This is a genomic window from Burkholderia perseverans, from assembly GCF_022870505.1.
GTDB lineage: Bacteria > Pseudomonadota > Gammaproteobacteria > Burkholderiales > Burkholderiaceae > Burkholderia > Burkholderia plantarii.
On the sequence record NZ_CP045093.1, the window covers coordinates 689,990 to 710,917 of the forward strand.

Consider the following 20,928-nt stretch of genomic DNA (forward strand, 5'->3'; position numbering starts at 1 on the left):
TGGTGTCGGTCGATGGTGTCGAGCGATTGGCCGGTCAATTCATCGATCCATCATTGGCCGGCGAGATCGACGAACAGATTCTGGATCTCGGAGTATGGCAGGGCCTGGTCGAGTACGTCGGAACGGCCGTCGCGCAGGAAGTCCCGGGCGAGCCCCTGCGCCTTGCCGAGCAGCACCTGCGCGATGCCGCTGCCGGCGCTGAGCCGGCGCACGCCGTGTTTGCCGAGCGTCGCGCCGTCGGCGAGGCCGGGCAGCGCCATCACGTTGAGCGGCAGCCCGATCGCGCCCGTCACGCGTTCGATCTCGGGCAGCGTCTTGAGCGCTGGCAGGAACAGGCCGTCCGCGCCGGCCGACGCATACAGCGTGCCGCGCGCGATCGATTCGTCCACCTGCCGCTCGCGGTCCACCAGATTCGCCAGGAACACGTCGCTGCGCGCGTTGACGAACAGGTCCGCGCCGGCCTTCGCCAGCGCATTGCGGATGGCCTCGATCTTGCCCGCGAGCAGCGAGGCCGGATCGCGGCCGTCCTCGATATTGATGCCGGCAATGCCGAGATCGACCAGTTGCATCACCTGGTCGGCGACCGTCTCCGGATCGTCGGCATAGCCGTGCTCGATGTCGACCGACAGCGGCACCTTCAGCACGCGCACCATGCGGCGCACCTCGTCGCGGACTTCGTCGAACGGCAGCACGCGCCCGTCCGGGTAGCCGAGCGCCCAGGCAAACCCGGCGCTGGTGGTGGCGACAGCCCGCGCGCCCAGCGATTCGACCAGCCGGGCGCTGCCGGCATCCCACGCGTTGGGCAGATGCAGCGGGGTCGTGTTGTCGTGCAGCTTGCGGAAATCATTGGCGATTGACATGGCTTGTCTCGTCTTCGAAAAGTGGATGCAGCATCGGGGCGCGATGGCGCCCTTCGGATTCCGGCCCGTGGTCCGAACTCGCCGGGCCGGCAGCGAACGGGCGTCGCGGGCCGGGCGGCCGATGCGACGCCCCGGGTCGGGTCATTTCGTTGAAGCCACCTGCTGGTCGGTCTTGCCGGCCGGCCGCGGCGCGTTCCAGCCGCCGCCCAGCGCGCGGAAGGTACGCACCGCGGCGCGGGCCGCGTCGGCCTGCGTCGCGTCGAGATCGTCGCGTGCCACCAGCAGCTGGCGGTCCGCGTCGAGCACGTCGGTCAGCGTGATGGAGCCGGCCCGATACGCCTTCTCCGACAGATCGCGAGCCCGCGTCAGCGCGGCGACTTCCTGCCGGAGTTCGCCGCCGCGCAGCTCCGTCTGCGCGAGCGTCACGAACGCATCCTCGACGTCCTCGGTGGCCTTCAGCGCGGCCGCCCGGTACTGCGCGAGCGCTTCCGCGTTCGCCCCGCGCGCCTGCCGGACCTCGGCGTCCACCTTGCCGAAGTCGAACAGCCGCCATTGCAGCGCGCCCGTGCCGACCGGCTGGAACGTTTTCGCGCTGAACAGGTGGCTGCCCGTGATGCTGTCGAAACCGAGCGCGCCGGACAGCGAGATCTTCGGATAGTAGTCCGATATCGCGGCGCCGATCGTCTCGCTGGTCGCCGCCAGATGGCGCTCGGCGGCGATCATGTCAGGGCGCCGGCGCAGCACGTCGAGCGGCTGGTCGCCGGTGCCGATCGCCGGCACGCGCGGAATCACGCCGGCATCGGTGCCCAGCTCCGCCGCGTAGGTGCCGGGCTGCGCGCCCATCAGCACGTCGAGCCGGTTCAGCTGCGCCTCCAGGCCGACGCGCAGCGCGGGCACGCTGGCCCGCGCCTGCCGCAGCAGCGCCTCGGCCTGCGCCACCTCGCGTTCGTCGGCCGCGCCGGCCTGCTTGCGCGCCTGCACCAGCGAGAGCAGATGCGCGTCGGTGTCGATCTGGTCCTGCGCGACGGCGAGCCTTGCCTGCAGGCCGCGGACCTGCAGATAGGCGTCGGCGGCATCGGCGGCGACGGTGACGCGGGTGCCGAGCTGCGCGGCTTCCGCGGCCTGCTCCTCGTCGCGCGCGGCGGCATGCGCGCGCCGCAGCCCGCCGGCGAGATCGATCTCCCAGCTGGCCGTGGCGCCGACCACGTACTCCTTCTGGTCGCGGCTGTAGTTCGGGAACGCGCTGGCCAGCGCGCCGAGCGGGCTGGTGGTGCTCTGGTGCTCGGCCGTGTAGGACGCGCCGGCGTTCGCGGTCGGCAGCAGCTGCGCGCCGGCCGCCTGGGCCGCCGCGCGTGCCTGGCTCACGCGCGCGATCGCGGCCTGCAGGTCGAGGTTCTGGTCGAGCGCGCGCCGCACCACTTTCACCAGCATCGGATCGTCGAAGCCGGTCCACCAGCTGTCGAGTTGCGGGGCCGGCAGCGCGGCCTGCCGCGCGGCGACCGCGCCGGTGTTGTGGAACGGCACCATGGTGGTGGTCGGCGCGACGTAGTCGGGGCCGACCGCGCAGCCGGCCAGCGCCGCGCTCACGATCAGGCCGCCGACGATCGCGCGGGAGGTTCTCGAGATCGAAAGTTTCATTTGGCTTCTCCACTGCCGAGTTGCCGGGACAGGGGCGTCATGTCCCTGAGGCCGAGCTTGCGCACGAATGCATAGAACGCCGGCGTGAAGGCGAGACCGAACACGGTCACCCCCAGCATGCCGAAGAACACCGTGGTGCCGAGCGACTGGCGCATCTCCGAGCCGGCACCGGTGGCCACCGCGAGCGGCGCCACGCCGGCGATGAAGGCGAGCGAGGTCATCAGGATCGGACGCAGGCGCACCTGCGCCGACTGCACGGCGGCCTGCTCGGCGCTCACGCCGTCCTCGTCCTGCCGCTGCTTGGCGAACTCCACGATCAGGATCGCGTTCTTGGCCGCCAGCCCCACCAGCACCACGAAGCCGATCTGCGCGAGGATGTCGATCGGCATGCCGCGCATGCTCAGGCCGAGCGCGGCCGCCAGCAGGCACATCGGCACGATCAACACGATCGCGAGCGGCGTCTTCCAGCTCTCGTACTGGGCCGCGAGCACGAGGAACACGAACAGCGCCGAGGCCGCGAAGATCGTCAGCGGCGAGGTGGTCTGGTTCTTCTGCTGATGCGCGAGGTCGGTCCATTCGTAGGTGATGCCGTTCGGCAGCACCTGGTCGGCGAGCTGCTCCATGCGCTTGATCGCATCGCCCGACGACTGGTCCGGTGCCGCCGCGCCCATGATCTCGGCCGCCGGATAGAGGTTGTAGCGCGGCACGCGATACGGTTCGGTGGTGTCGTGGAAGGTGGCGACCGAGCCGATCGGCACCATCTCGCCGGACGCGTTGCGCACCTTCAGCCGCGCGATGTCCTCGGGCGTGCGGCGGAACGCTTCGTCGCCCTGCACGCGCACCTGGTAGGTGCGGCCCAGATAGTTGAAGTCGTTCACGTACTGCGAGCCGAGGTAGAGCGCCATGGTCGAGAACACGTCGGTGGTGGTGAGCCCGAGCTTTTCGGCCTTGAGGCGATCGACGTCGGCGAACACCGAGGGCGCGCCCGCGTTGTAGAGCGTGAACACGCCGCCGAACGTCTTGTCCTGGTTGGCCGCGGCCACCAGCGCGTTGGCCGCCTTCGCGAGCGCCTGCGGGCCGAGGCCGGCACGGTCCTCGAGCATCAGCTTGAAGCCGCCGGCCGAGCCGAGCCCCTGCACGGGCGGCGGGTTGACCACCACCACCACGCCGTCCTTCACCACCGACAGCCGCTTGCGCAGCGTCACCAGCATCGTCGCGGCGTTGACGCCGGGTACGTGCTTGCCGTACAGCGAGGGCAGGCCGAGGAACACCGTGCCGACGTTCGGCGCGACCGTGCCGGTGGTCACGTCGTAGCCGGTGGCGGGCGAGGTGTGGCCGATGCCCTTGATGCCCGGCGTTTCGAGCACGATGTCGTTGACTTCGCGCACCACCTTGTCGGTGCGTTCGAGGCTCGAGCCCGGCGGCAGGAAGATGATCACCGCCTGGTAGCCGATGTCCTGGTCCGGAATGAAGCCGGAGGGCATCCGCGCCATCTGCAGGCCGGTCGCCACGATCAGCCCCGCGTAGACCAGCAGCATCACCGTGGTCTTGCGCACGAAGCGGCCGGTGATGTGGCCATACCGTGAGGACAACCAATTGAAAAGCGTATTGAAGCGGCCGAAGACGGCGTGATGCAGGCGTCCCGGCAGCGACGCGGGGTTGTGCGCCTTCGGGGCGTGCGGCTTGAGCAGCACCGCGCAGAGGGCCGGGCTCAGCGTCAGCGACACGAAGCACGAGATGATCGTCGAGGCCGCGATGGTGATCGCGAACTGCTTGAAGAACAGCCCGGAGATGCCGGACATCAGCGCGGCGGGGCCGAACACGGCGCACAGCGTCAGGGCGATCGCGATCAACGCCGTCGAGACTTCGTTCATGGTCTGATGGGCCGCCTCGCGCGGCGACATGCCGAGCGCCATGTTGCGCTCGACGTTCTCCACCACCACGATCGCGTCGTCCACCACGATCCCCACCGCCAGCACCAGCCCGAACAGCGAGAGGTTGTTCACCGAGGCGCCGAACAGCGCGAGGATCGAGAACGTGCCGACCAGCGAAATCGGAATCGCCACCACCGGGATGATCGTCGCGCGCCAGTTCTGCAGGAACAGGTACACCACGCCCACCACCAGCAGCACCGCGATCGCGATGGTCTCGATCACCTCGTGGATCGACTGGCTCACGAAGGTGGTCGGGTCGTAGATCCGGATGTAGTCGATGCCGGGCGGGAAGTGCTTCTTCAGCTCGGCCATCTTGGCCCAGACCGACTGCTCGACCTGCACCACGTTCGAGCCGGGCGTGGCCACCACCCACCACGGCGTCGAGACGGCGCGGTCCGCATAGGCCTTCGAGCCGTAATCGACCGAGCCGAGTTCGACGCGACCGATGTCGCGAATCCGCGTGACGCGGCCCTGCGGGTCGGACTTCACGATGATGTTGCCGAACTGCGCGGGCGTGGAGAGCCGGCCGAGCGCCTCGACGTTGATCTGGTAGGCGCCCTTGCTCGACACGGGCGGCTGGTTCAGCACGCCGGCCGACACCTGCGCGTTCTGCGCGCGCAGCGCGTTCAGGATCTCGCTGGCGCTGATGCCATACGAGGCGGCGCGGTCCGGATCGATCCAGATGCGCATCGCGTACTGGCGCTCGCCGAGCATCCAGAACTCGGATACGCCGGGCAGCCGCGCGACCTCATCGCGGATATGCATCATGTAATTGGACATGTACTCGGCGCTGCGCGAGCCGTCCGGCGAATAGACGTGGACGCCGAGCAGCAGCGCCTGGATGGTCTTCTTGACCTGCACGCCCTGCAGCTGCACTTCCTGCGGCAGGCGCGAGAGCGTGTCCTCCACGCGGCTGCGCGTGAGCAGCAGCGCGGCGTTCGGATCGGTGCCGACCTTGAAGATCACCGTGATCGTGAGCTGGCCGTTGCCGGTGGACTGGCTCGTGATGTAGTCCATGTTCTCGACGCCGTTCACCGACTGCTCGATCGGCGTGGCGACGGTGCGCGCGATGGTGTCGGCCGAGGCGCCCGGATACGACGTGACGATCTGGATCGTGGTGGGGACGATGTTCGGGTATTGGGCGACCGGCAACGAGATCATCGTCACGAGGCCGACCAGCACGGCGAAGATGTTCAGCACCGCGGCGAAGCGCGGATGCTCGATGAAGAAATGCGTCAGTTTCATGATTGGGCGCTCCCGTTGGCCTGCGCGGCCGCGCCGGTGGAATCGGACGACGTGGACGAGTCGGACGAATCGGGCGCATAGACGATCGCGCCGTCGTGCGGCGAGACCTTCGCGCCGGGGTGGACGGTCGGGATGCCGTCGATGATCACCTTGTCGGTCGGCGCGAGGCCGGCCTGGATCACACGCAGGCCGCCGCGCAGGTCGCCCACTTCCACTTTCCGCGGCGTGGCCACGCCGTCCTTGTCGATCACGTACACGACGTGATCGGTCTGGTCGGCCAGCACGGCCGCGTCGGGCAGCAGCAGGGCCGGCCGCGGCGCGGACACCGCCAGCCGCACGCGCGCGAAGCCGCCCGGCGTCAGTGCGAGATCGTCGTTCGGAATCGTGGCGCGCGCGTGGATCGTGCCGCTCGAACGGTCGAGCGTGTTGTCGACGAAGTTGAGGATGCCCTGCCGCGAGAAGCCGGCGTCGCCGGTCGGCGAGAGGCTGACGCGGCTCGCCAGCGGGCCGGACTGCTGGCGGCGCGCGAGTTCGATGGTCGCGTAGTCGTTCTCGCTCATGTCGAAGTCGAGATAGATCGGATTGAGCGAGACGATCGTGGCCAGCAGCGTGGTCGGGCTGCTGGCGGCGCGGCTTCCCGAGATCAGGTTGCCCACCGACACGAGATGCGTGCCCATGCGGCCCGTGAACGGCGCGCGGATCGCGCAGCGGTCGAGATCGAACTTCGCGTCGCGAACCTGCGCGTTCGCATCGTCGAGCGCGGCCTGGGCGGCGCGCTGTTCGGCGACGCGCTGGTCGACGTTCTGTGCCGTGCCGGCCTCGGCGCGCTGCAGCTCCTGCGCCCGTGCGAGTTCGCGGTTGGCCAGCGTGAGCCGCGCCTGTGCCGAGGCCAGCTGCGCCGTCGCTTCGCTGAGCTTGATCTGGTAAGGCTCGGGATCGATCTGGAACAGCAGGTCGTCCTTGTGGACCACGTCGCCGTCCTTGAACAGGATTCGCGTGAGCGTGCCGCCCACCTGGGCGCGCAGCTCGACGCGGTTCACGGCCGAGAACTGGCCGAGGAAGCCGAGCCGGCCCTCGATGTCGCGCTGCAGCGGCACGCTGACCGCGACCGGCGGGGGCGGCGGCGCCACCGGAGCCGCGGAGCGCGAGCCATGCACGTAATACACGGTCGCGGCGGCCACGACGAGGGCGGCAAGCGCGACGGCTCTGCCGACGCCCCGCGTGACGCGGGGTCTGGCCGGGCTGACGGGGGCGGCGACTCCCATTCCGGTCGGATCAAGACGGTCATTCATGACGAATCCAGTTAAGTGAGCAGGCTGAGGCGGAGTAGTCGAGACGTCGCCCAGCACTAAGTTAGATGATCAATGTTCACTACCCGATGCGAAGATAATGAGTATAATCCAGAATGTCAAGGCGCCATTTTGAGGTTGCGTGTCCCGGGCCGCGCGAGCGGCCGGTGGCGGGTGGCGCGAACCATGCCGGCCGGGCGTGGCCGGCGCTGGAACGCAGATGAGGAGGGCTATGAGGAAGTCGAAAGCGGAGACGGCGCTCACGCGCAAGCGGATCGTGCAGGCCGCCGCGCAGGCATTCAGGAGCAACGGCATCCAGGCCACCAGCGTGGCGGAGATCATGTCGGCCGCGGGCCTCACGCACGGCGGCTTCTATCGCCATTTCGCGTCGAAGGAGCACCTGGTGGCCGAGGCCTGCGCGGCCGGCATGCAGTCGACGCTGCTCGCGATCGGCGCGCCCGAGGCGGGCGGCGGGCAGGCCGTGGTCGATCACATCGAGAACTATCTATGGGACACGAACCGTGGCGACTGCCTTGTCGAATGTCCGTTGATCGGGATGGGCAGCGAACTCGCACGCGCCGACCTCGGCACCCGGCGCGCGGCCACGCGCGGCTATCTGGAGCTGATCGGCAGCATGGCCGCGCGGGGCATGTCGAGCCAGGGAGCGGCGATCTTCGCGTTCTCGACGATCCTCGGCGCCGTCACGATCTCGCGCATCGTCGATGATCCGAAGCTGGCGAGCCGCATCCTCGACGAGACGAAGCAGCATCTGGCCGGTTCGTGGCCGCCGCACGCGGCGCGGCACGGGGCGGATGCGGAGGCGAGTGTCGATGAGGACGCGGCGTGATGAGATTCGCGTGAAGGGCGGGGGCGTCCCCCGGCTAGTCGAAATGCGGTGCGAGTACGGCCACCGCGTGCTTGTGCGCGATGTACCTGGCTTGTGCGGATTGCACCCAGGCCTCGCAGATCTCTTTACCGGTCTTCTCGTCGGACGAAGTCACGACGTCGAGCAGCGCGCCGTGCGCGCTGCCTTCGCGTATGTTCCAGATCTTCATGTTCATGGCGCTCCGGTGGTGGGTTGGGGGCCGCACGACGTGTGCGGTTCCCGACCGAAAGCATCACCCATATAAAGATGAATTGCATCATCTAAAAATGGATCATAAGAATGGACGGCGAGCCTTCATCGCCCGGCGGGGCTGCTCTATACTCCATGTGACCCATCGCTAACAGGAATCAACGGAGCCGGATTCGATATGGAAAAGAACCCGTCAGCGATGTTTTTCGGCAAGCGCGTTGCGTCGCCGGTCGGCCTGCTCACGCTCGTCGCGAGCGAGGCGGAACTCGTCGCGATTCTCTGGGAGAAGGAGCGCGACGGCCGGGTGCCGCTCGGCACGCTGCACGACGGCGAGGATGTGCCGGTGCTGATGGAGGCGGCGCGTCAGCTGGGCGAGTATTTCGCCGGGCAGCGCAACCGCTTCGACGTGCCGATCCGCTTTCGTGGCACGGCGTTCCAGCAGAAGGTCTGGTGCGCGCTGCTCGAGATCCCGTTCGGCGAGACGCGTACTTACAGCGAGATCGCGAGCCGGATCGGCAGCCCGCGCGCGGTGCGTGCCGTCGGCGCCGCGAACGGCCGCAATCCGATTTCGATCATCGCGCCCTGCCATCGCGTCATCGGCGCGTCGGGCGACCTGACGGGCTTCGCGGGCGGCATCGACGCGAAGAAGACGCTGCTCGCGCTGGAAGGCGCGTCGTGGGGCGCCGCGAAACCGGCGGCGGGCCAGCGTTCTTTGTGGTCGGGCTCGTGAATCGAAGCGCATGAAAAACGGCGCCTTACCGTACCTGATTGCGCAGCGCCTTCGCCGCTGACACCTTGTTGATCAGCCCCGGGATCACCTCGGCCCACTGGCGGGTCTTCAGGCTGCAGTCCGGGTTGATCCACAGGCGCTCGGCCGCCTTCTTCACCAATCCGACGATCTGCTGCCCGGTCGGGATGCTCGACGAGTGGACGTCGTACACGCCCAGGCCGACCTGGTTCGGATCCCGGAAATCGTCGAACGCGTCTGTCCGCGCGTTCGTCGAACTCGCACGCGAATCGGGCCTGCCGCCACCGCGCACGCACCGCTGAGCGCGCGACGGCGCCGGCATCCGCCGCTCGTGCTGCGCGGCTTATGTTCCGACGAATGAAGGCGCGGGCCGCCGGCCCGGCGGGCTCGCGTCACGCTTGCTCATTGAATGATGTCTGTCATATCATGTTGAATGATGGTCGTCATACAAAGGCGGCGCATGGCGTTTCGTTCATGCCTGCCGCTCGTCGTCGGCCAGGGCCTGCCCGCGCGGCGCGCCCGGCCCGCAGGCACCCCCGACAACAGGAGTCAACGATGCAAGACAACAACGCCGCCGCCGACGAGGCCGCGGCAGGGCGCGGCGCACCTCGCAAGCGGCGCCTCATTCCTTTCGTCATCCTGACGATCGTGGCACTCGGCGCGGCGGGCTACGGGCTTTACTGGTGGCTGAGCGGGCGCTTCTACGAATCGACCGACGACGCCTACGTGGGCGGCAACGTCACGGTGATCTCGCCGCGCGTGTCGGGCTACGTGGCGCGCGTGCTGGCGGCGGACAACGCGCTCGTCCACGCCGGGCAGCCGCTCATCGAACTCGATCCGGCCGATTTCACGGCGCGGTTCGACGCGGCGCAGGCCGAGGTGGACGCCGCGAAGGCCGCGCTGGTGCGGCTCGCCGCGCAGCACGAGCTGATCGGAGCGCAGATCGCGCAGGCCCAGGCGCAGGCCGACGTCGACCGCGCCGCGCAGCAGTTCGCCGATCGCGACGCGCAGCGCTACGAGAACCTCGCCGAATCGCATTCGGGCACGCAGCAGGATTCGCAGCGCGCCCGGACCACGCTCGACCAGGCCAGCGCCCGCGTGCGCGCCTCGCAGGCCGCCGTCGTCGCGCAGCAGCGCCAGCTCGCGGTGATCGACGCGCAGAAGGACGAGGCAAACGCCCGCGTCGAGCAGGCCGAGGCGTCGCTGCGCAACGCGAAGCTCGACACCGGCTACACCACGCTCTACGCGCCGGTGGACGGCTACGTCGGCAACCGCTCCGCGCATCCGGGCACGTTCGTCGCGGCCGGCACGCAGTTGATGTCGCTGGTGCCGGCCCGGGGCCTGTGGATCGACGCGAACTTCAAGGAAGACCAGATCCGCCACATGCGCCAGGGGCAGGACGTCGAGATCGAGGCCGACGTCGACAGCGGCCTGACGATCCGCGGCCACGTGGAAAGCCTCGCGCCCGCCACCGGCTCGGTGTTCAGCGTGATCCCGGCGCAGAACGCCACCGGCAACTTCACGAAGATCGTGCAGCGCGTGCCGGTACGCATCGCGCTTGACCCGGCGGTGTCGGCGGTCGGCGCGCTGCGCGCCGGGCTGTCGGTGATCGCCACGGTCGATACGCGTTCGGCCGGCGGCGCGAGGAATGGCACCGGTAGCGGTACCGATAGCGGCACCGGCACCGGCGCGAGCACCGGCGCGGCGGCGCAATGAACGCGGCCGCGAAGGGCGCCGCACCCGCCCATCCGCCGGTCTTGCCGTTCGCGGTGATGTGCGTCGGCATGTTCGTGGCGCTGCTCGACATCCAGGTGGTGGCGGCCTCGCTGCAGGACATCGGCGGCGGGCTGTCGGCCGGGCAGGACCAGATCGGCTGGCTGCAGACCGCCTACCTGATCGCCGAGATCATCACGATCCCGCTGTCGGGCTGGCTCACGCGCGTGTTCTCCACGCGCTGGCTGTTCGTGGCCTCGGCGCTCGGCTTCACGGTGGCCAGCATGCTCTGCGGCCTGGCCTGGAGCATCGGCAGCATGATCGCGTTCCGCGCGCTGCAGGGCATGATCGGCGCGTCGATGATTCCCACCGTGTTCACCTCGTCGTTCCACTATTTCACGGGCCGGCGCCAGCAGATGTCGGCCGCCGTGATCGGCACCATCGCGTCGGTGGCGCCCGCGCTCGGGCCGGTGATCGGCGGCTGGATCACCGACACGATGTCGTGGCGCTGGATCTTCTATATCAACGTGGTGCCGGGCCTGCTGGTCGCGCTCGGCGTGGCGACCATGGTCGACATCGACGAGCCCGACCTCGCGCTGCTCAAGGACGCCGACTATCCCGGCATCGCGCTGCTGGCGGTGTTCCTCGGCCTGCTCGAATACGTGCTCGAGGAAGGCTCGCGCTGGAACTGGTTCGACGACGCCGACATCCGCCACGCGGCCTGGATCTCGGGCATCGCGGGCGTGCTGTTCGTCTGGCGCAGCCTCACGTTCGCGCGGCCGGTGGTCGATCTGCGCGCGTTCGCCAACCGCAACTTCACGGTCGGCTGCATCCTCTCGTTCATCACCGGCATCGGCATCTTCAGCACGATCTATCTGCTGCCGCTGTTCCTCGGCTACGTGCGCGGCTTCTCGGCGCTGCAGACCGGCACGGTGGTCTGCGCCACCGGGCTCGGCGGCTTCCTCGGCGTGCCGGCCTACATGATGCTCGCGCGCCGCTTCGACACGCGCTGGATCATGATGGCCGCGCTCGCGCTGTTCGGGTTGTCGATGCTGAGCTTCGCGCAGATCACGAGCGACTGGGACGGCGACCAGCTGTTCTGGCCGCAGATCGTGCGCGGCTTTCCGCAGGTGCTGGCGGTGGCACCCGCCGTCACGCTCGGGCTCGGCAGCCTGCCGATGGCGCGCGTGAAATACGCGAGCGGCCTCTTCAACATGATGCGCAACCTCGGCGGCGCGGTGGGCATCGCGATCTGCGGGGCGATTCTCAACAACCGCACCAACTTTCATTTCGAGCGGATCGCCAGCACGCTGACGAGCGCCAACGCCTCGGTGCAGACGCTGATCGCCGGCTCGCAGGCGAACTTCGGACAGGCGTTCGGCGACCTGGCCCACGCCGGCACGGCCACGCTGCTGCAGCTGCGCGCGCTGGCCTTCCGCGAGGCATCGACGATGGCCTACGCGGACGCGTTTCTCGCGATCGGCGCCGCGTTCGCGATCGCCGTGGTGCTGGTGCCGCTGTTGCGCAAGGTCGCGCCGCCCCAACGGCCGGGCAGCGACGCAGGACATTGAACAGGACTACCCAGATGATCCGCTTCATTCGCCCCATTCGTGTTGGCCTCGGCCGCCCGCCCGCCACCCGCGCGGCCCGCGTGCCGCGCGGGCTTGCGCCGGCGCTGCTCGCGAGCCTCGCGCTCGCCGGCTGCATGGTCGGCCCCGACTACCAGCGGCCCGAGCTGGCGACGGCCGATCGCTATCACGCGCAGGCCGCGCTCGGCGCCGTCACCGGCGACGGCGCGACCGACCTCGCGCGCTGGTGGACCGGCTTCGACGATCCGGTGCTCTCGCGCATCGTCGCGCGCGTGCTGGCGCAGAACCTCGACCTCGCCGCCGCGCAGGCACGCGTCGCGCAGGCCCGCGCGGCGGCCGGCGAGGCCGATACGGCATGGCTGCCGCAAGGCAGCCTCGACGGCAGCGTCGAGCGCCTGCACCAGTCGCTGGTGAGCCCGTTCGGCAGCGTGGCGAGCGCGTTCCCCGGCTACCAGCGCAACGTCACGGTCGCGCAGCTCGATGCCGGCGCGAGCTGGGAACTCGATCTCGCGGGCGGCCTGCACCGGCGCGCCGAAGCCCTGCGCGACGAGGCCGCCGCGGCCGAGGCGGCGCGGCTCGGCACGCGCGTGTCGATCGTCGCCGAGGCGGCCGACGCGTATTTCCAGCTGCGCAGCGCGCAGGCGGCGCTGGTGCTGCTTAACCAGCAGGTCGAGACCGACGAGGCCGCGCTGCGTGTGGTGGACGACCGGGTCCGCCACGGCGTCGCGCTCGATCGCGAGCATGACGACGCCGATGCGCAACTGGGCCGGGACCGCGCGCTGTTGCCGTCGTTGCGCACGCAACTGGCGCGGCAGCGCAACCGGCTCGACGTGCTGATGGGCGACGCGCCCGGCACCAACGCGGCCGCGATCGACGACACGCCGCCCGACATGACGGTGGCGCCCGGCGTGCCGGCCGGGATCCGCCCGGCCGACCTGCTGCGCCGCCGGCCCGACGTGATCGCGGCCGAGCGGCATCTGGCGGCGTCCACGGCCGGCATCGGCGCGGCGCTCGCGCAGTATTACCCGGATGTCTCGCTGTCGGGCCTGCTCGGCTTCGACCGGATGAGCACGGGCGGCCTGTTCACGGCGAAGGCGTTCGAGCCGGCCGCGCTGGCGGGCATCCACTGGCGGCTGTTCGACTTCGGCCGCGTGGACGCCGAGGTCGCGCAGGCCAGGGGCGCGCGCGCCGAGGCGCTGGCGCAGTACCGGCAGGCGATCCTGCGCGCCAGCGAGGACGTCGAGAACGCGCTCGTCGCGCTCGCCGAGGCCGACGAGAACACGCGGCAATGGCGCGCCGTGGTGGGCGCCGACGGCCGCGCCGAGCAGTCGGCGCAGCGCAGCTACGCGCAGGGCACCGCCGCGCAGGGCGACCTGTTGCGGCGCCGGCGCAGCCTGCTGGAGGCGCGCCGCGCGTGGGTGCTGGCGAGCGGCGATCGCGCGCGCGCGACGGTGGCCGCCTATCGCGCGCTCGGCGGCGGCTGGGCGCCCGACGGCGGGCCGCACGACACCGCTCTCGCGAGCGCGGCGCGGTGAGCGCGGCCCTGCATGGCGCGGGCGGCGCCGGGGCGTGACGTGATATCCGGCCCGCGCCGGGCGATGCGTCGGCCGGCGGCGCTGCATGTTATGTTGTTGGCTTACTTTTCGAGGTGAACGGATGCGATACAGCCCCGAGCACAAACAGGAGAGCCGCAGGCGCGTGCTGGCCGCCGCCGCCCGGGCGATCCGCGAGCAAGGCCCGGAGGGAATCAGCGTGGCGGCGGTGATGGGCGAGGCCGGCCTCACGCACGGCGGCTTCTATGCGCATTTCGCGTCGAAGAACGCGCTGATCGCGGCCAGCATCGACTACATGTTCGACGAGGTGGTGGCGCGCTTCGACAAGCGCATTGAGGGCAAGCCGCCGCGCGAGGCGCTGGCCGCCTATATCGACTACTACCTCTCGCTCGCGCACTGCACCTCGCGCAACGGCGGCTGCCCGATCGCCGCGCTCGGCTCGGACATTCCGCGCCTCGAAGCGGAGGCGCGCGAGGCGTTCGTGCGCGGCATGGAGCGCCAGCACCAGCGCATCGCCGGGCTGCTGGAGCGGATGGGCTGCGAGGATGCCGGCGTGCTGGCGCGCTCGATGCGCTCGGAGCTGTTCGGCGCGCTGATCAGCGCGCGGCTCGCCGACGGCGACCTGCGCGAGTCGATCCTCGAAACCTCGCGGCAGGCGCTGCTGAAGCGCCTTCATCTCGACGCCGATTCGCCGGTGGCCTGAGCGGCGCCGCCGCGCGAGCCGGCCCGCGCGAGCCCGGTGCGGCGGTATCGGATCGCCTTGATGGGCGGCCGCGGCGGGTGCCTACGGCCGGCGGCCATGCATGCTACGATCGCCCGGGTCGCGGCGTGCTGGCGTGCCGACCTCATCCGGGCTCGCTTCAAGCGCGCCATCGGCCGCCGCGGATCTCCTTCCCACCGCCCATCCAGGAGTTCGCGACATGAGGCGCTTCCTTCTCGCAGCAATCGTATTGACCGCCTGCCTTGAACCGATCGCCCACGCGGCCTCCGGACCGGCGGTGGAGGCGCGCCACGGCATGGTGGTGTCGTCGCAGCATCTGGCCTCCGAGATCGGCGTGCAGATCCTCAAGCAGGGCGGCAACGCCGTGGACGCGGCGGTGGCGGTCGGCTACGCGCAGGCCGTCACGAACCCGTGCTGCGGCAACATCGGCGGCGGCGGGTTCATGACGCTGCACCTGGCCGACGGGCGCGACCGCTTCATCGATTTCCGCGAGAAGGCGCCGGCCGGCGCCTCGGCGAACATGTATCTCGACGAGGCCGGCAACCTGCGCAAGGGCGCGAGCCTGTACGGCTATCTGGCCGTCGGCGTGCCGGGCACGGTGGCAGGCATGAACCTGGCCGAGCGCAAGTACGGCAAGCTCACGCTGCGCCAGGTGATGGCGCCCGCGATCAGGCTCGCGCGCGACGGCTACCTCCTCACGCGCGGCGACACCGACATCCTCGACACCACCACCGACCGCTTCCGCGACGATCCCGACGCGGCGCGCGTGTTCCTGCGCAAGGACGGCACGCCGCTGCAGCCCGGCGACCGCCTGGTGCAGAAGGATCTGGCCGCCACGCTCGAGCGCATCGCGCGGCACGGCGACGACGCGTTCTACCACGGCCGGATTCCGCAGGCCGTGGAAGCGGCCTCGAATCGCGGCGGCGGCGTGATCACGGCGGCCGATTTCGCGGCCTACCGGGCCGAGGACACCGAGCCGCTCAAGTGCAGCTATCGCGGCTACACGTTCATTTCGGCGCCGCCGCCGAGTTCGGGCGGCGTCACGCTCTGCGAGACGCTGAACATCCTCGAGGGCTACGACATGCGCGCGCTCGGCTATCACTCGGCCGCGGCGGTCCACTACATGACCGAGGCGATGCGCCATGCCTACCTCGACCGCAACACGCTGCTCGGCGATCCGGCGTTCGTCGCCAACCCGGTCGAGCGGCTGATGAGCAAGTCCTACGCGGACGAGATCCGCAAGACCATCAGCGACGACCGGGCCGCCTCGTCGAAGCAGGTGGTGCCGGGCTTCAGCGTCCACGAGAAGCCGGAGACGACGCATTACTCGATCATCGACGCCGACGGCAACGCGGTGTCCACCACCTACACGGTGAACGGCCGCTTCGGCGCCGTGGTGATCGCGCCGGGCACCGGCTTCTTCCTCAACGACGAGATGGACGACTTCACGACCAAGGTCGGCGCGCAGAACCTGTTCGGCCTCGTGCAGGGCTCGCGCAACGCGATCGCGCCGGGCAAGCGCCCGCTCTCGTCGATGGCGCCGACGGTGGTCACGAAGGACGGCAGGGTGTTCATGGTGATCGGCTCGCCGGGCGGCTCGCGGATCATCACGATCACGCTCGAGACCGCGCTGAACGTGATCGACTACGCGATGCCGCCGCAGGATGCCGTGGACGCGCCGCGCATCCATCACCAGTGGCTGCCCGACGAGGTCTATTACGAAACGCGCGGCCTGTCGCCCGACACGCTCGCGATCCTGCACGGGATGGGCTACAGGATGGTCGAGCAGACGCCGTGGGGCGCCGCCGAGCTGGTGCTGGTCGGACTGCCCGGCACCGAGGTGGCGAGCCGTGCGAGTTCGGGCAACGATTCGTCGGTGTCGGACATCGTGCGGCCCGGCTTCATCTACGGCGCGAACGATCCGCGTCGGCCGGCCGGCGCGGCGGTGGGGTACTGAACCGCTTGCCGTGAACCATGCCGGTGCCGCAACGGCGCCGGGTCCGGGCGGCCGCGTCGATCCATCATGCGCACGGCCCGCGCGCATGATGGGCGGCGCTTCGATCGTCGGATTCCGATGGCGGCCTTGCCGCCTCGTCGTGCGGGGGCGGCACGGGGGCGGGCCTGCCGCCGTACCCACCGGCCCATTTTCTGATTTTTGCTCAATTTTCCTCAGGCGCTGCCGTTAATACGTTTGGCATGGCTATTGGCCGTTGCTTTTCGGGGGGGCGGATCGGTGCCGGTCGGCGTCACGATGGCGCGACGCCCGGCCCGAGGTGACGCCGGATGCTCGCGCATCGCGCATTGCCGCGCTGGCCGGGGCACGCGCGCCGTCGCCGTCTCGTTCAACAGTCAGGAGAATTCGCATGAACATTTCGCCAGCATCCGGCGCTTCGAACCCCGCGCTGGACGTGACGTCGTCCGGGACCGGACGCAACAACCGCGACAGGCAGCAAGGCTCGGACTCGCGCTCCACCACGACCGACGCCTCGGCCGCGGCGGGCGCCGCTCAGGCGTCGCAGGCCGCGGGTGCCACGCAGGCGAACGCGGCGTCGAGCGTATCGGCCACATCGGGCGCCTCGAAGGCGGCGGGCGCGGCAAGCGCGACAGCCGCGGCGGGGAGTGCGAGCGCGACCGGTGCTGCCAGTGCCTCGGGCAGCGCCACGGCTTCGAGCGCTGCCACGGCTTCGAGCAGCAGCTCGGCGGCGAGTGCATCGGGCAGCTCCAGCACCTCCGGCACGTCGCCCACCACCAGCGCGTCGGGCGCAGCGGGGGCCGGCAAGAGCGGCGGTGGCGGTGGTGGCGGTGCATCGGGGCAAAGCTCCAGCTCCAGCACGGCCGATCTGCTCGAGCAGACCATCAAGCGTCTGGAGCAGCAACTGAGTCAGGCGGAGCAGCAACTGGCGCGCGCGCAAACCGATGCGCAGCGCCAGACCGCCACGCAGATGGTGCAGGCGCTGAACAGCTCGCTGCAGGAGGCCATCAGCGAACTCAATCAGGCGAACCAGCAGAGCGGCGCCGGCAGCGTGGGCACCAACGTCGACACCTACGCCTGAGTCGCGAACGCGCGGATCGCATCGACGCCGGCACCGCCGCACCGATCGATCAGTGATGAGGGGCGGCCGCCCGGTTGCCCTGAAGCAGGCGTTGAAGCACGAGGCGCGTGCCCGGCCCGGTGGCCCGCGTCCGGGGCCAGCCACGGCGGCGCGCCAGCGCCGCATTGCGGCATCCGCGACACTGCCCGAGGGGGGGGGCGGCGCGTGCGGCCCGATCGCCGACGCCGGCGGCAACCCGGCGTCGCCTCCTTGCGCGGTATGCGATCGCGCCTGACAGGACGGCTCAATTTTCCTTACAACTTGCCGTTAATGCATCGGGCAGGGTGGTGGTCGGGATGGCTTGCGCGCAGATGCGGCCCACGACCGGCGCGAACGCGCGAAGCATCGGCATGCCGGCGCGCACTCATTCGCCGGCCACCACGACACCCCGGCACCGGTTGCGGGCATGTCCCGACCGTTGCGTCTCGTTCCTGCTCGCCGCTTCGCCTACCGTCAGGAGACATCGCATGAACATTTCGCCAGCCGCCGGCGCGCCGAGTTCCGCGCCGGACGAGACGTCATCGGGCGCCGGCCGCGCCAATCGCGGCAGGCAGCAGCGCGCTGCGCCCGATGCCTCGGGCTGGACAGGCACCGCGCAGGCATCTTCCCAGACCCCCACCGGGGCATCGCAGGCATCGCCGGCGTCGAGTGCCTCGACCGTGGCGAATTCGGCGGCCAGCGCTGATGCGACGAGCGCGGCTGCCGGCACGACGTCGGGCGCGAGCACGGCGGGCGGCGCCGACTCGGGCGGTGCGTCGTCGTCCACGTCGAGCGGTGCCGACACCTTGGCCGCGATGGGCGCATCGATTATCTCGAGCGTGACGGGCGGCAGCGTGTCGGGGCAAAACTCGAGCCCCAGCGCGATGGACCTGCTCGAACAGACCATCAAGCGGCTGGAGCAGCAACTGGCGCAGGCCGAGAAGCAACTGTCGCGGGCAGCGACCGACGAGGAGCGCGCGGCGGCGCTGCAGATAATCGAGACGCTGGTAGGGGCGCTGGTGGAGGCGATCAGCGCCCTCAACCAGATGATGACCAAGTCGAGCAGCTCGGGTAGCGTGGGCGCCAACGTCAACACTTTCGCGTAGGCGCAGGACGCTCGGCCGTCAATTCGCCCGCCGTCAGGCGCATCGGGGCGAGTGAGCCGGGTCTGAAGCCGGCTTGAAGCGGGCGGCCGCTCGGCCGCCTCGTTGAATCGCGCATCGCGGCCTTCCGCGCGGCCCATGGCGCGAGCTCTCGCGCTGCGCGCCTGCCACGCCGGTGGCGCGTCTCGGCGATGGGTATCCGCACGCGTCTCGACGCTTCGCGGCGCGCCACCGCTATCGCCCGTCGCGTTCGCCATCGTGCCGCGCGGCTCGGCCGCCTCACCCCTCCCGCTGCGCCAGCAATTTCTCCGCGACCTCGACGATGTCGCGCATCGCGTGCTGCAGGTGTTCGCGCAGCAGCGCGGCGCCGCGCCGGACGTCGCGCGCGCGGCTCAGCTCGATCATCTCCAGGTGCTCGCGCCGCGTGTGCTCGCGAATCGGCACGTTCACCACCTGGAAGCGGAAGTAGCGCTCGTTGCGATCGTTGAGCCGGCGCAGCGTCTCGATCGCGAGATCGAGCCCCGACGGCGCGTAGAGCGTTTCGTGGAAGCGCCAGTTCAGCTGGCCCCAGCTGGTTTCGGCCGCCGTCTCCATCTGCTCGACGATCTCGGCCGCCGCCGCGAACGTGGCCTCGGTGGAGGCCGGCATCGCGCGGCCGTAGATCCACGGCTCGAGCCGCAGGCGGATCTCGAAGGTCTCGCGCACCTCGTCGGCCGAGATCGCGCAGACGTAGGCGCCCTTGTGCGGAATGATCGTGACGAAGCCCTCGCCCTGCAGGCGCGTGATCGCCTCGCGCACCGGCACGCGGCTCACGCCGAGTTCATCGGCCAGCGCCTCCTGGCGCAGCGGCGCGCCGGGCGCCAGTTCGCCGCGCAGGATCTTGCCGCGAATCGCCTCCAGCGCGAGATCGACGGTGGTGGCGCGCACCAGCTTGCCGGACGGCGAGCGGACGGGGTGGGACCCGGGCGGGTCGGTCAGGTCTTGCATCGTGTTCGTATCGACTGAATCCAGACGTGATCATGCCAGACGCATTCGTGCTTGACACCAAAAAACGCGTACAGCATATTGGATACAATCGACAGTGTTCAATCTTCTGGATAATTCGATGTCGTGAACCGGCCCGCGGCGGCCGGTTCCTTCCCTTCATTCGACGAGGTACGCGGCCATGCGCTGGAGCAGGACATTTACGGTGGTGAACTGCCACGCCGAGGGCGAGGTGGGCAATGTGGTGACGGGCGGCGTGTTCGACGTGCCCGGCGCCAGCATGTTCGAGAAGATGATGTACCTGGAGGAGCAGGCCGACGAGCTGCGCCGGATCGCGATCTTCGAGCCGCGCGGCTCGGCCAACCAGAGCGTGAACTTCATCCTGCCGCCCACCGACCCGCGCGCGCAGATGGGCTACGTGATCGCCGAGTCGACCGAATATCCGGCGATGTCGGGCTCCAACACCATGTGCGTGGCCACCGTGCTGCTCGAGACCGGCATCCTGCCGATGGCCGAGCCGGTCACCAACCTGCTGCTGGAGTCGCCCGCCGGGCTGATCGCGATCCGCTGCGAATGTGCGAACGGCAAGGTCACGCGCGTCGAGTTCACCAACCAGCCCGCGTTCGCCAATCATCTCGACCGCATGATCGAGGTGGCGGGGGTGGGCACGCTGAAGGTGGACGTCGGCTACGGCGGCATGACCTACGTGATCGTCGACGCCGAGGCGCTCGGCTTCGGCATCACGCCCGACGAGGCGCGCGAACTCTGCGAGCTGGGCCAGGTGATCAAGGCCGCGGCGGCCGAGCAGCTGCCGTCGCCGCACCCGCTCAACAAACTGATCAAGGGCATCACGCAGACCGAGTTCGTGATGCCGCTGCGCCGCGAGAACGGCGTGCTGACCTCGCGCAACACCGTGATCGTCTCGCCGGGCCGCTGCGATCGCTCGCCGTGCGGCACCGGCACCTCAGCGCGGCTCGCCGTGATGCATGCCAAGGGGCTGATCGGCGTGGGCGAGACCTTCGTCCACGAGTCGATCATCGGCTCGCTGTTCGAGAGCCGGATCGCCTCGACCACCACGCTCGGCGAGGTTCCCGCCGTGGTGCCGGTGGTGGCCGGGCAGGCCTGGATCAGCGCGATCTCGCAGGTCGGCGTCGATCCGACCGATCGCTTCCAGACCGGCTTCACGCTGTCCGACACCTGGCAGGAGGCGGTCGACGACAAGCTGATCAAGTCGCGCAAGTAGTCGCGAGCGGGCGCACCGTGGTCGCCTCGCGGCCGCGGCGCGGCCGTCGCTCCGCACCATCCGGCCATCCGGCGCAGCGTGCCGCCGTCCCGCCCCGCCCCGCCGCGCGTCGGCAGGCCGGGCCGCCCTGCGCCGCCGCCGTTCCGATCTTCCGTCGTTGAA

General features: G+C 70.0%; 18 protein-coding genes. 10 read left to right on the top strand and 8 right to left on the bottom strand.

All coding sequences use genetic code 11. The annotated features are described in order from the left end of the window. Nucleotides 1–50 precede the first annotated feature (50 nt). The 4 genes from BpN12_RS02865 to BpN12_RS02880 form a co-directional block, all read right to left on the bottom strand. Nucleotides 51–860: an isocitrate lyase/PEP mutase family protein gene (locus tag BpN12_RS02865; protein WP_246793778.1), complete on the bottom strand. Its 810-nt coding sequence runs from the start codon at nucleotides 858–860 to the stop codon at nucleotides 51–53. A 141-nt stretch (nucleotides 861–1,001) separates the two neighbouring features. Further along, the gene (locus BpN12_RS02870; RefSeq protein ID WP_246793779.1) at nucleotides 1,002–2,498 is read right to left on the bottom strand and encodes an efflux transporter outer membrane subunit; all 1,497 of its coding nucleotides are present in this window, start codon (nucleotides 2,496–2,498) and stop codon (nucleotides 1,002–1,004) included. After that, nucleotides 2,495–5,677, bottom strand: a complete 3,183-nt coding sequence (locus BpN12_RS02875; protein ID WP_246793780.1) for an efflux RND transporter permease subunit — start codon at nucleotides 5,675–5,677, stop codon at nucleotides 2,495–2,497. The genes BpN12_RS02870 and BpN12_RS02875 overlap by 4 nt, the downstream gene beginning before the upstream one ends. After that, the gene (locus BpN12_RS02880) at nucleotides 5,674–6,807 is read right to left on the bottom strand and encodes an efflux RND transporter periplasmic adaptor subunit (RefSeq protein ID WP_246793782.1); all 1,134 of its coding nucleotides are present in this window, start codon (nucleotides 6,805–6,807) and stop codon (nucleotides 5,674–5,676) included. Before BpN12_RS02880 ends, BpN12_RS02875 begins: the two co-directional genes overlap by 4 nt. Before the next feature lie 391 nt (nucleotides 6,808–7,198). Here BpN12_RS02880 and BpN12_RS02885 point away from each other — a divergent pair, with 391 nt between their 5' ends. Beyond that, nucleotides 7,199–7,813 (top strand): TetR/AcrR family transcriptional regulator, encoded by a 615-nt coding sequence (locus BpN12_RS02885; protein WP_246793783.1) that lies wholly within the window; start codon nucleotides 7,199–7,201, stop codon nucleotides 7,811–7,813. Nucleotides 7,814–7,847: 34 nt separating this feature from the next. Here the strand turns inward: BpN12_RS02885 and BpN12_RS02890 are convergent, their stop codons facing one another. After that, the gene (locus tag BpN12_RS02890) at nucleotides 7,848–8,021 is read right to left on the bottom strand and encodes a hypothetical protein (protein WP_246793785.1); all 174 of its coding nucleotides are present in this window, start codon (nucleotides 8,019–8,021) and stop codon (nucleotides 7,848–7,850) included. A 198-nt stretch (nucleotides 8,022–8,219) separates the two neighbouring features. Here BpN12_RS02890 and BpN12_RS02895 point away from each other — a divergent pair, with 198 nt between their 5' ends. After that, nucleotides 8,220–8,771 carry a methylated-DNA--[protein]-cysteine S-methyltransferase gene (locus BpN12_RS02895; RefSeq protein ID WP_342346197.1) on the top strand — a complete coding sequence of 184 codons (552 nt, stop codon included), beginning with the start codon at nucleotides 8,220–8,222 and terminating at the stop codon, nucleotides 8,769–8,771. 25 nt (nucleotides 8,772–8,796) lie between these two features. Here BpN12_RS02895 and BpN12_RS02900 read toward each other — a convergent pair whose 3' ends face one another. Continuing rightward, on the bottom strand, nucleotides 8,797–9,111 hold the full coding sequence (locus BpN12_RS02900) for a hypothetical protein (protein ID WP_280529125.1): 315 nt from the start codon (nucleotides 9,109–9,111) through the stop codon (nucleotides 8,797–8,799). Nucleotides 9,112–9,344: 233 nt separating this feature from the next. Here BpN12_RS02900 and BpN12_RS02905 point away from each other — a divergent pair, with 233 nt between their 5' ends. The 6 genes from BpN12_RS02905 to BpN12_RS02930 all read left to right on the top strand — a co-directional run bounded on the left by BpN12_RS02905 (nucleotide 9,345) and on the right by BpN12_RS02930 (nucleotide 17,418). Beyond that, nucleotides 9,345–10,505 carry an HlyD family secretion protein gene (locus BpN12_RS02905; RefSeq protein ID WP_246793787.1) on the top strand — a complete coding sequence of 387 codons (1,161 nt, stop codon included), beginning with the start codon at nucleotides 9,345–9,347 and terminating at the stop codon, nucleotides 10,503–10,505. Continuing rightward, nucleotides 10,502–12,073 (top strand): DHA2 family efflux MFS transporter permease subunit, encoded by a 1,572-nt coding sequence (locus BpN12_RS02910; protein ID WP_246793789.1) that lies wholly within the window; start codon nucleotides 10,502–10,504, stop codon nucleotides 12,071–12,073. The genes BpN12_RS02905 and BpN12_RS02910 overlap by 4 nt, the downstream gene beginning before the upstream one ends. A 14-nt stretch (nucleotides 12,074–12,087) precedes the next feature. Next, nucleotides 12,088–13,626, top strand: coding sequence for an efflux transporter outer membrane subunit (locus BpN12_RS02915; protein ID WP_246793791.1), 1,539 nt, complete (start codon nucleotides 12,088–12,090; stop codon nucleotides 13,624–13,626). A 121-nt stretch (nucleotides 13,627–13,747) separates the two neighbouring features. Next, on the top strand, nucleotides 13,748–14,347 hold the full coding sequence (locus tag BpN12_RS02920; RefSeq protein ID WP_246793793.1) for a TetR/AcrR family transcriptional regulator: 600 nt from the start codon (nucleotides 13,748–13,750) through the stop codon (nucleotides 14,345–14,347). Nucleotides 14,348–14,564: 217 nt separating this feature from the next. Next, the gene (gene ggt, locus BpN12_RS02925; protein WP_246793794.1) at nucleotides 14,565–16,322 is read left to right on the top strand and encodes a gamma-glutamyltransferase; all 1,758 of its coding nucleotides are present in this window, start codon (nucleotides 14,565–14,567) and stop codon (nucleotides 16,320–16,322) included. Between the two features lie 406 nt (nucleotides 16,323–16,728). After that, nucleotides 16,729–17,418: a hypothetical protein gene (locus BpN12_RS02930; RefSeq protein WP_246793796.1), complete on the top strand. Its 690-nt coding sequence runs from the start codon at nucleotides 16,729–16,731 to the stop codon at nucleotides 17,416–17,418. Nucleotides 17,419–17,821: 403 nt separating this feature from the next. On the opposite strand, the gene BpN12_RS02935 is transcribed toward BpN12_RS02930, so the two are convergent. Continuing rightward, entirely contained in the window at nucleotides 17,822–18,223 is a 402-nt protein-coding gene (locus BpN12_RS02935) for a hypothetical protein (RefSeq protein WP_246793798.1), read from the bottom strand. A gap of 28 nt (nucleotides 18,224–18,251) precedes the next feature. Here BpN12_RS02935 and BpN12_RS02940 point away from each other — a divergent pair, with 28 nt between their 5' ends. Beyond that, a complete protein-coding gene (locus tag BpN12_RS02940; protein WP_246793800.1) occupies nucleotides 18,252–18,542 on the top strand; it encodes a hypothetical protein in 291 nt (96 codons plus the stop codon). A 276-nt stretch (nucleotides 18,543–18,818) separates the two neighbouring features. Here BpN12_RS02940 and BpN12_RS02945 read toward each other — a convergent pair whose 3' ends face one another. Continuing rightward, complete coding sequence (locus BpN12_RS02945; protein WP_246793802.1) at nucleotides 18,819–19,526, bottom strand: GntR family transcriptional regulator; 708 nt, start codon at nucleotides 19,524–19,526, stop codon at nucleotides 18,819–18,821. A gap of 202 nt (nucleotides 19,527–19,728) precedes the next feature. Here BpN12_RS02945 and BpN12_RS02950 point away from each other — a divergent pair, with 202 nt between their 5' ends. Beyond that, nucleotides 19,729–20,766, top strand: coding sequence for a proline racemase family protein (locus tag BpN12_RS02950; RefSeq protein WP_246793804.1), 1,038 nt, complete (start codon nucleotides 19,729–19,731; stop codon nucleotides 20,764–20,766). Nucleotides 20,767–20,928: the final 162 nt, after the last annotated feature.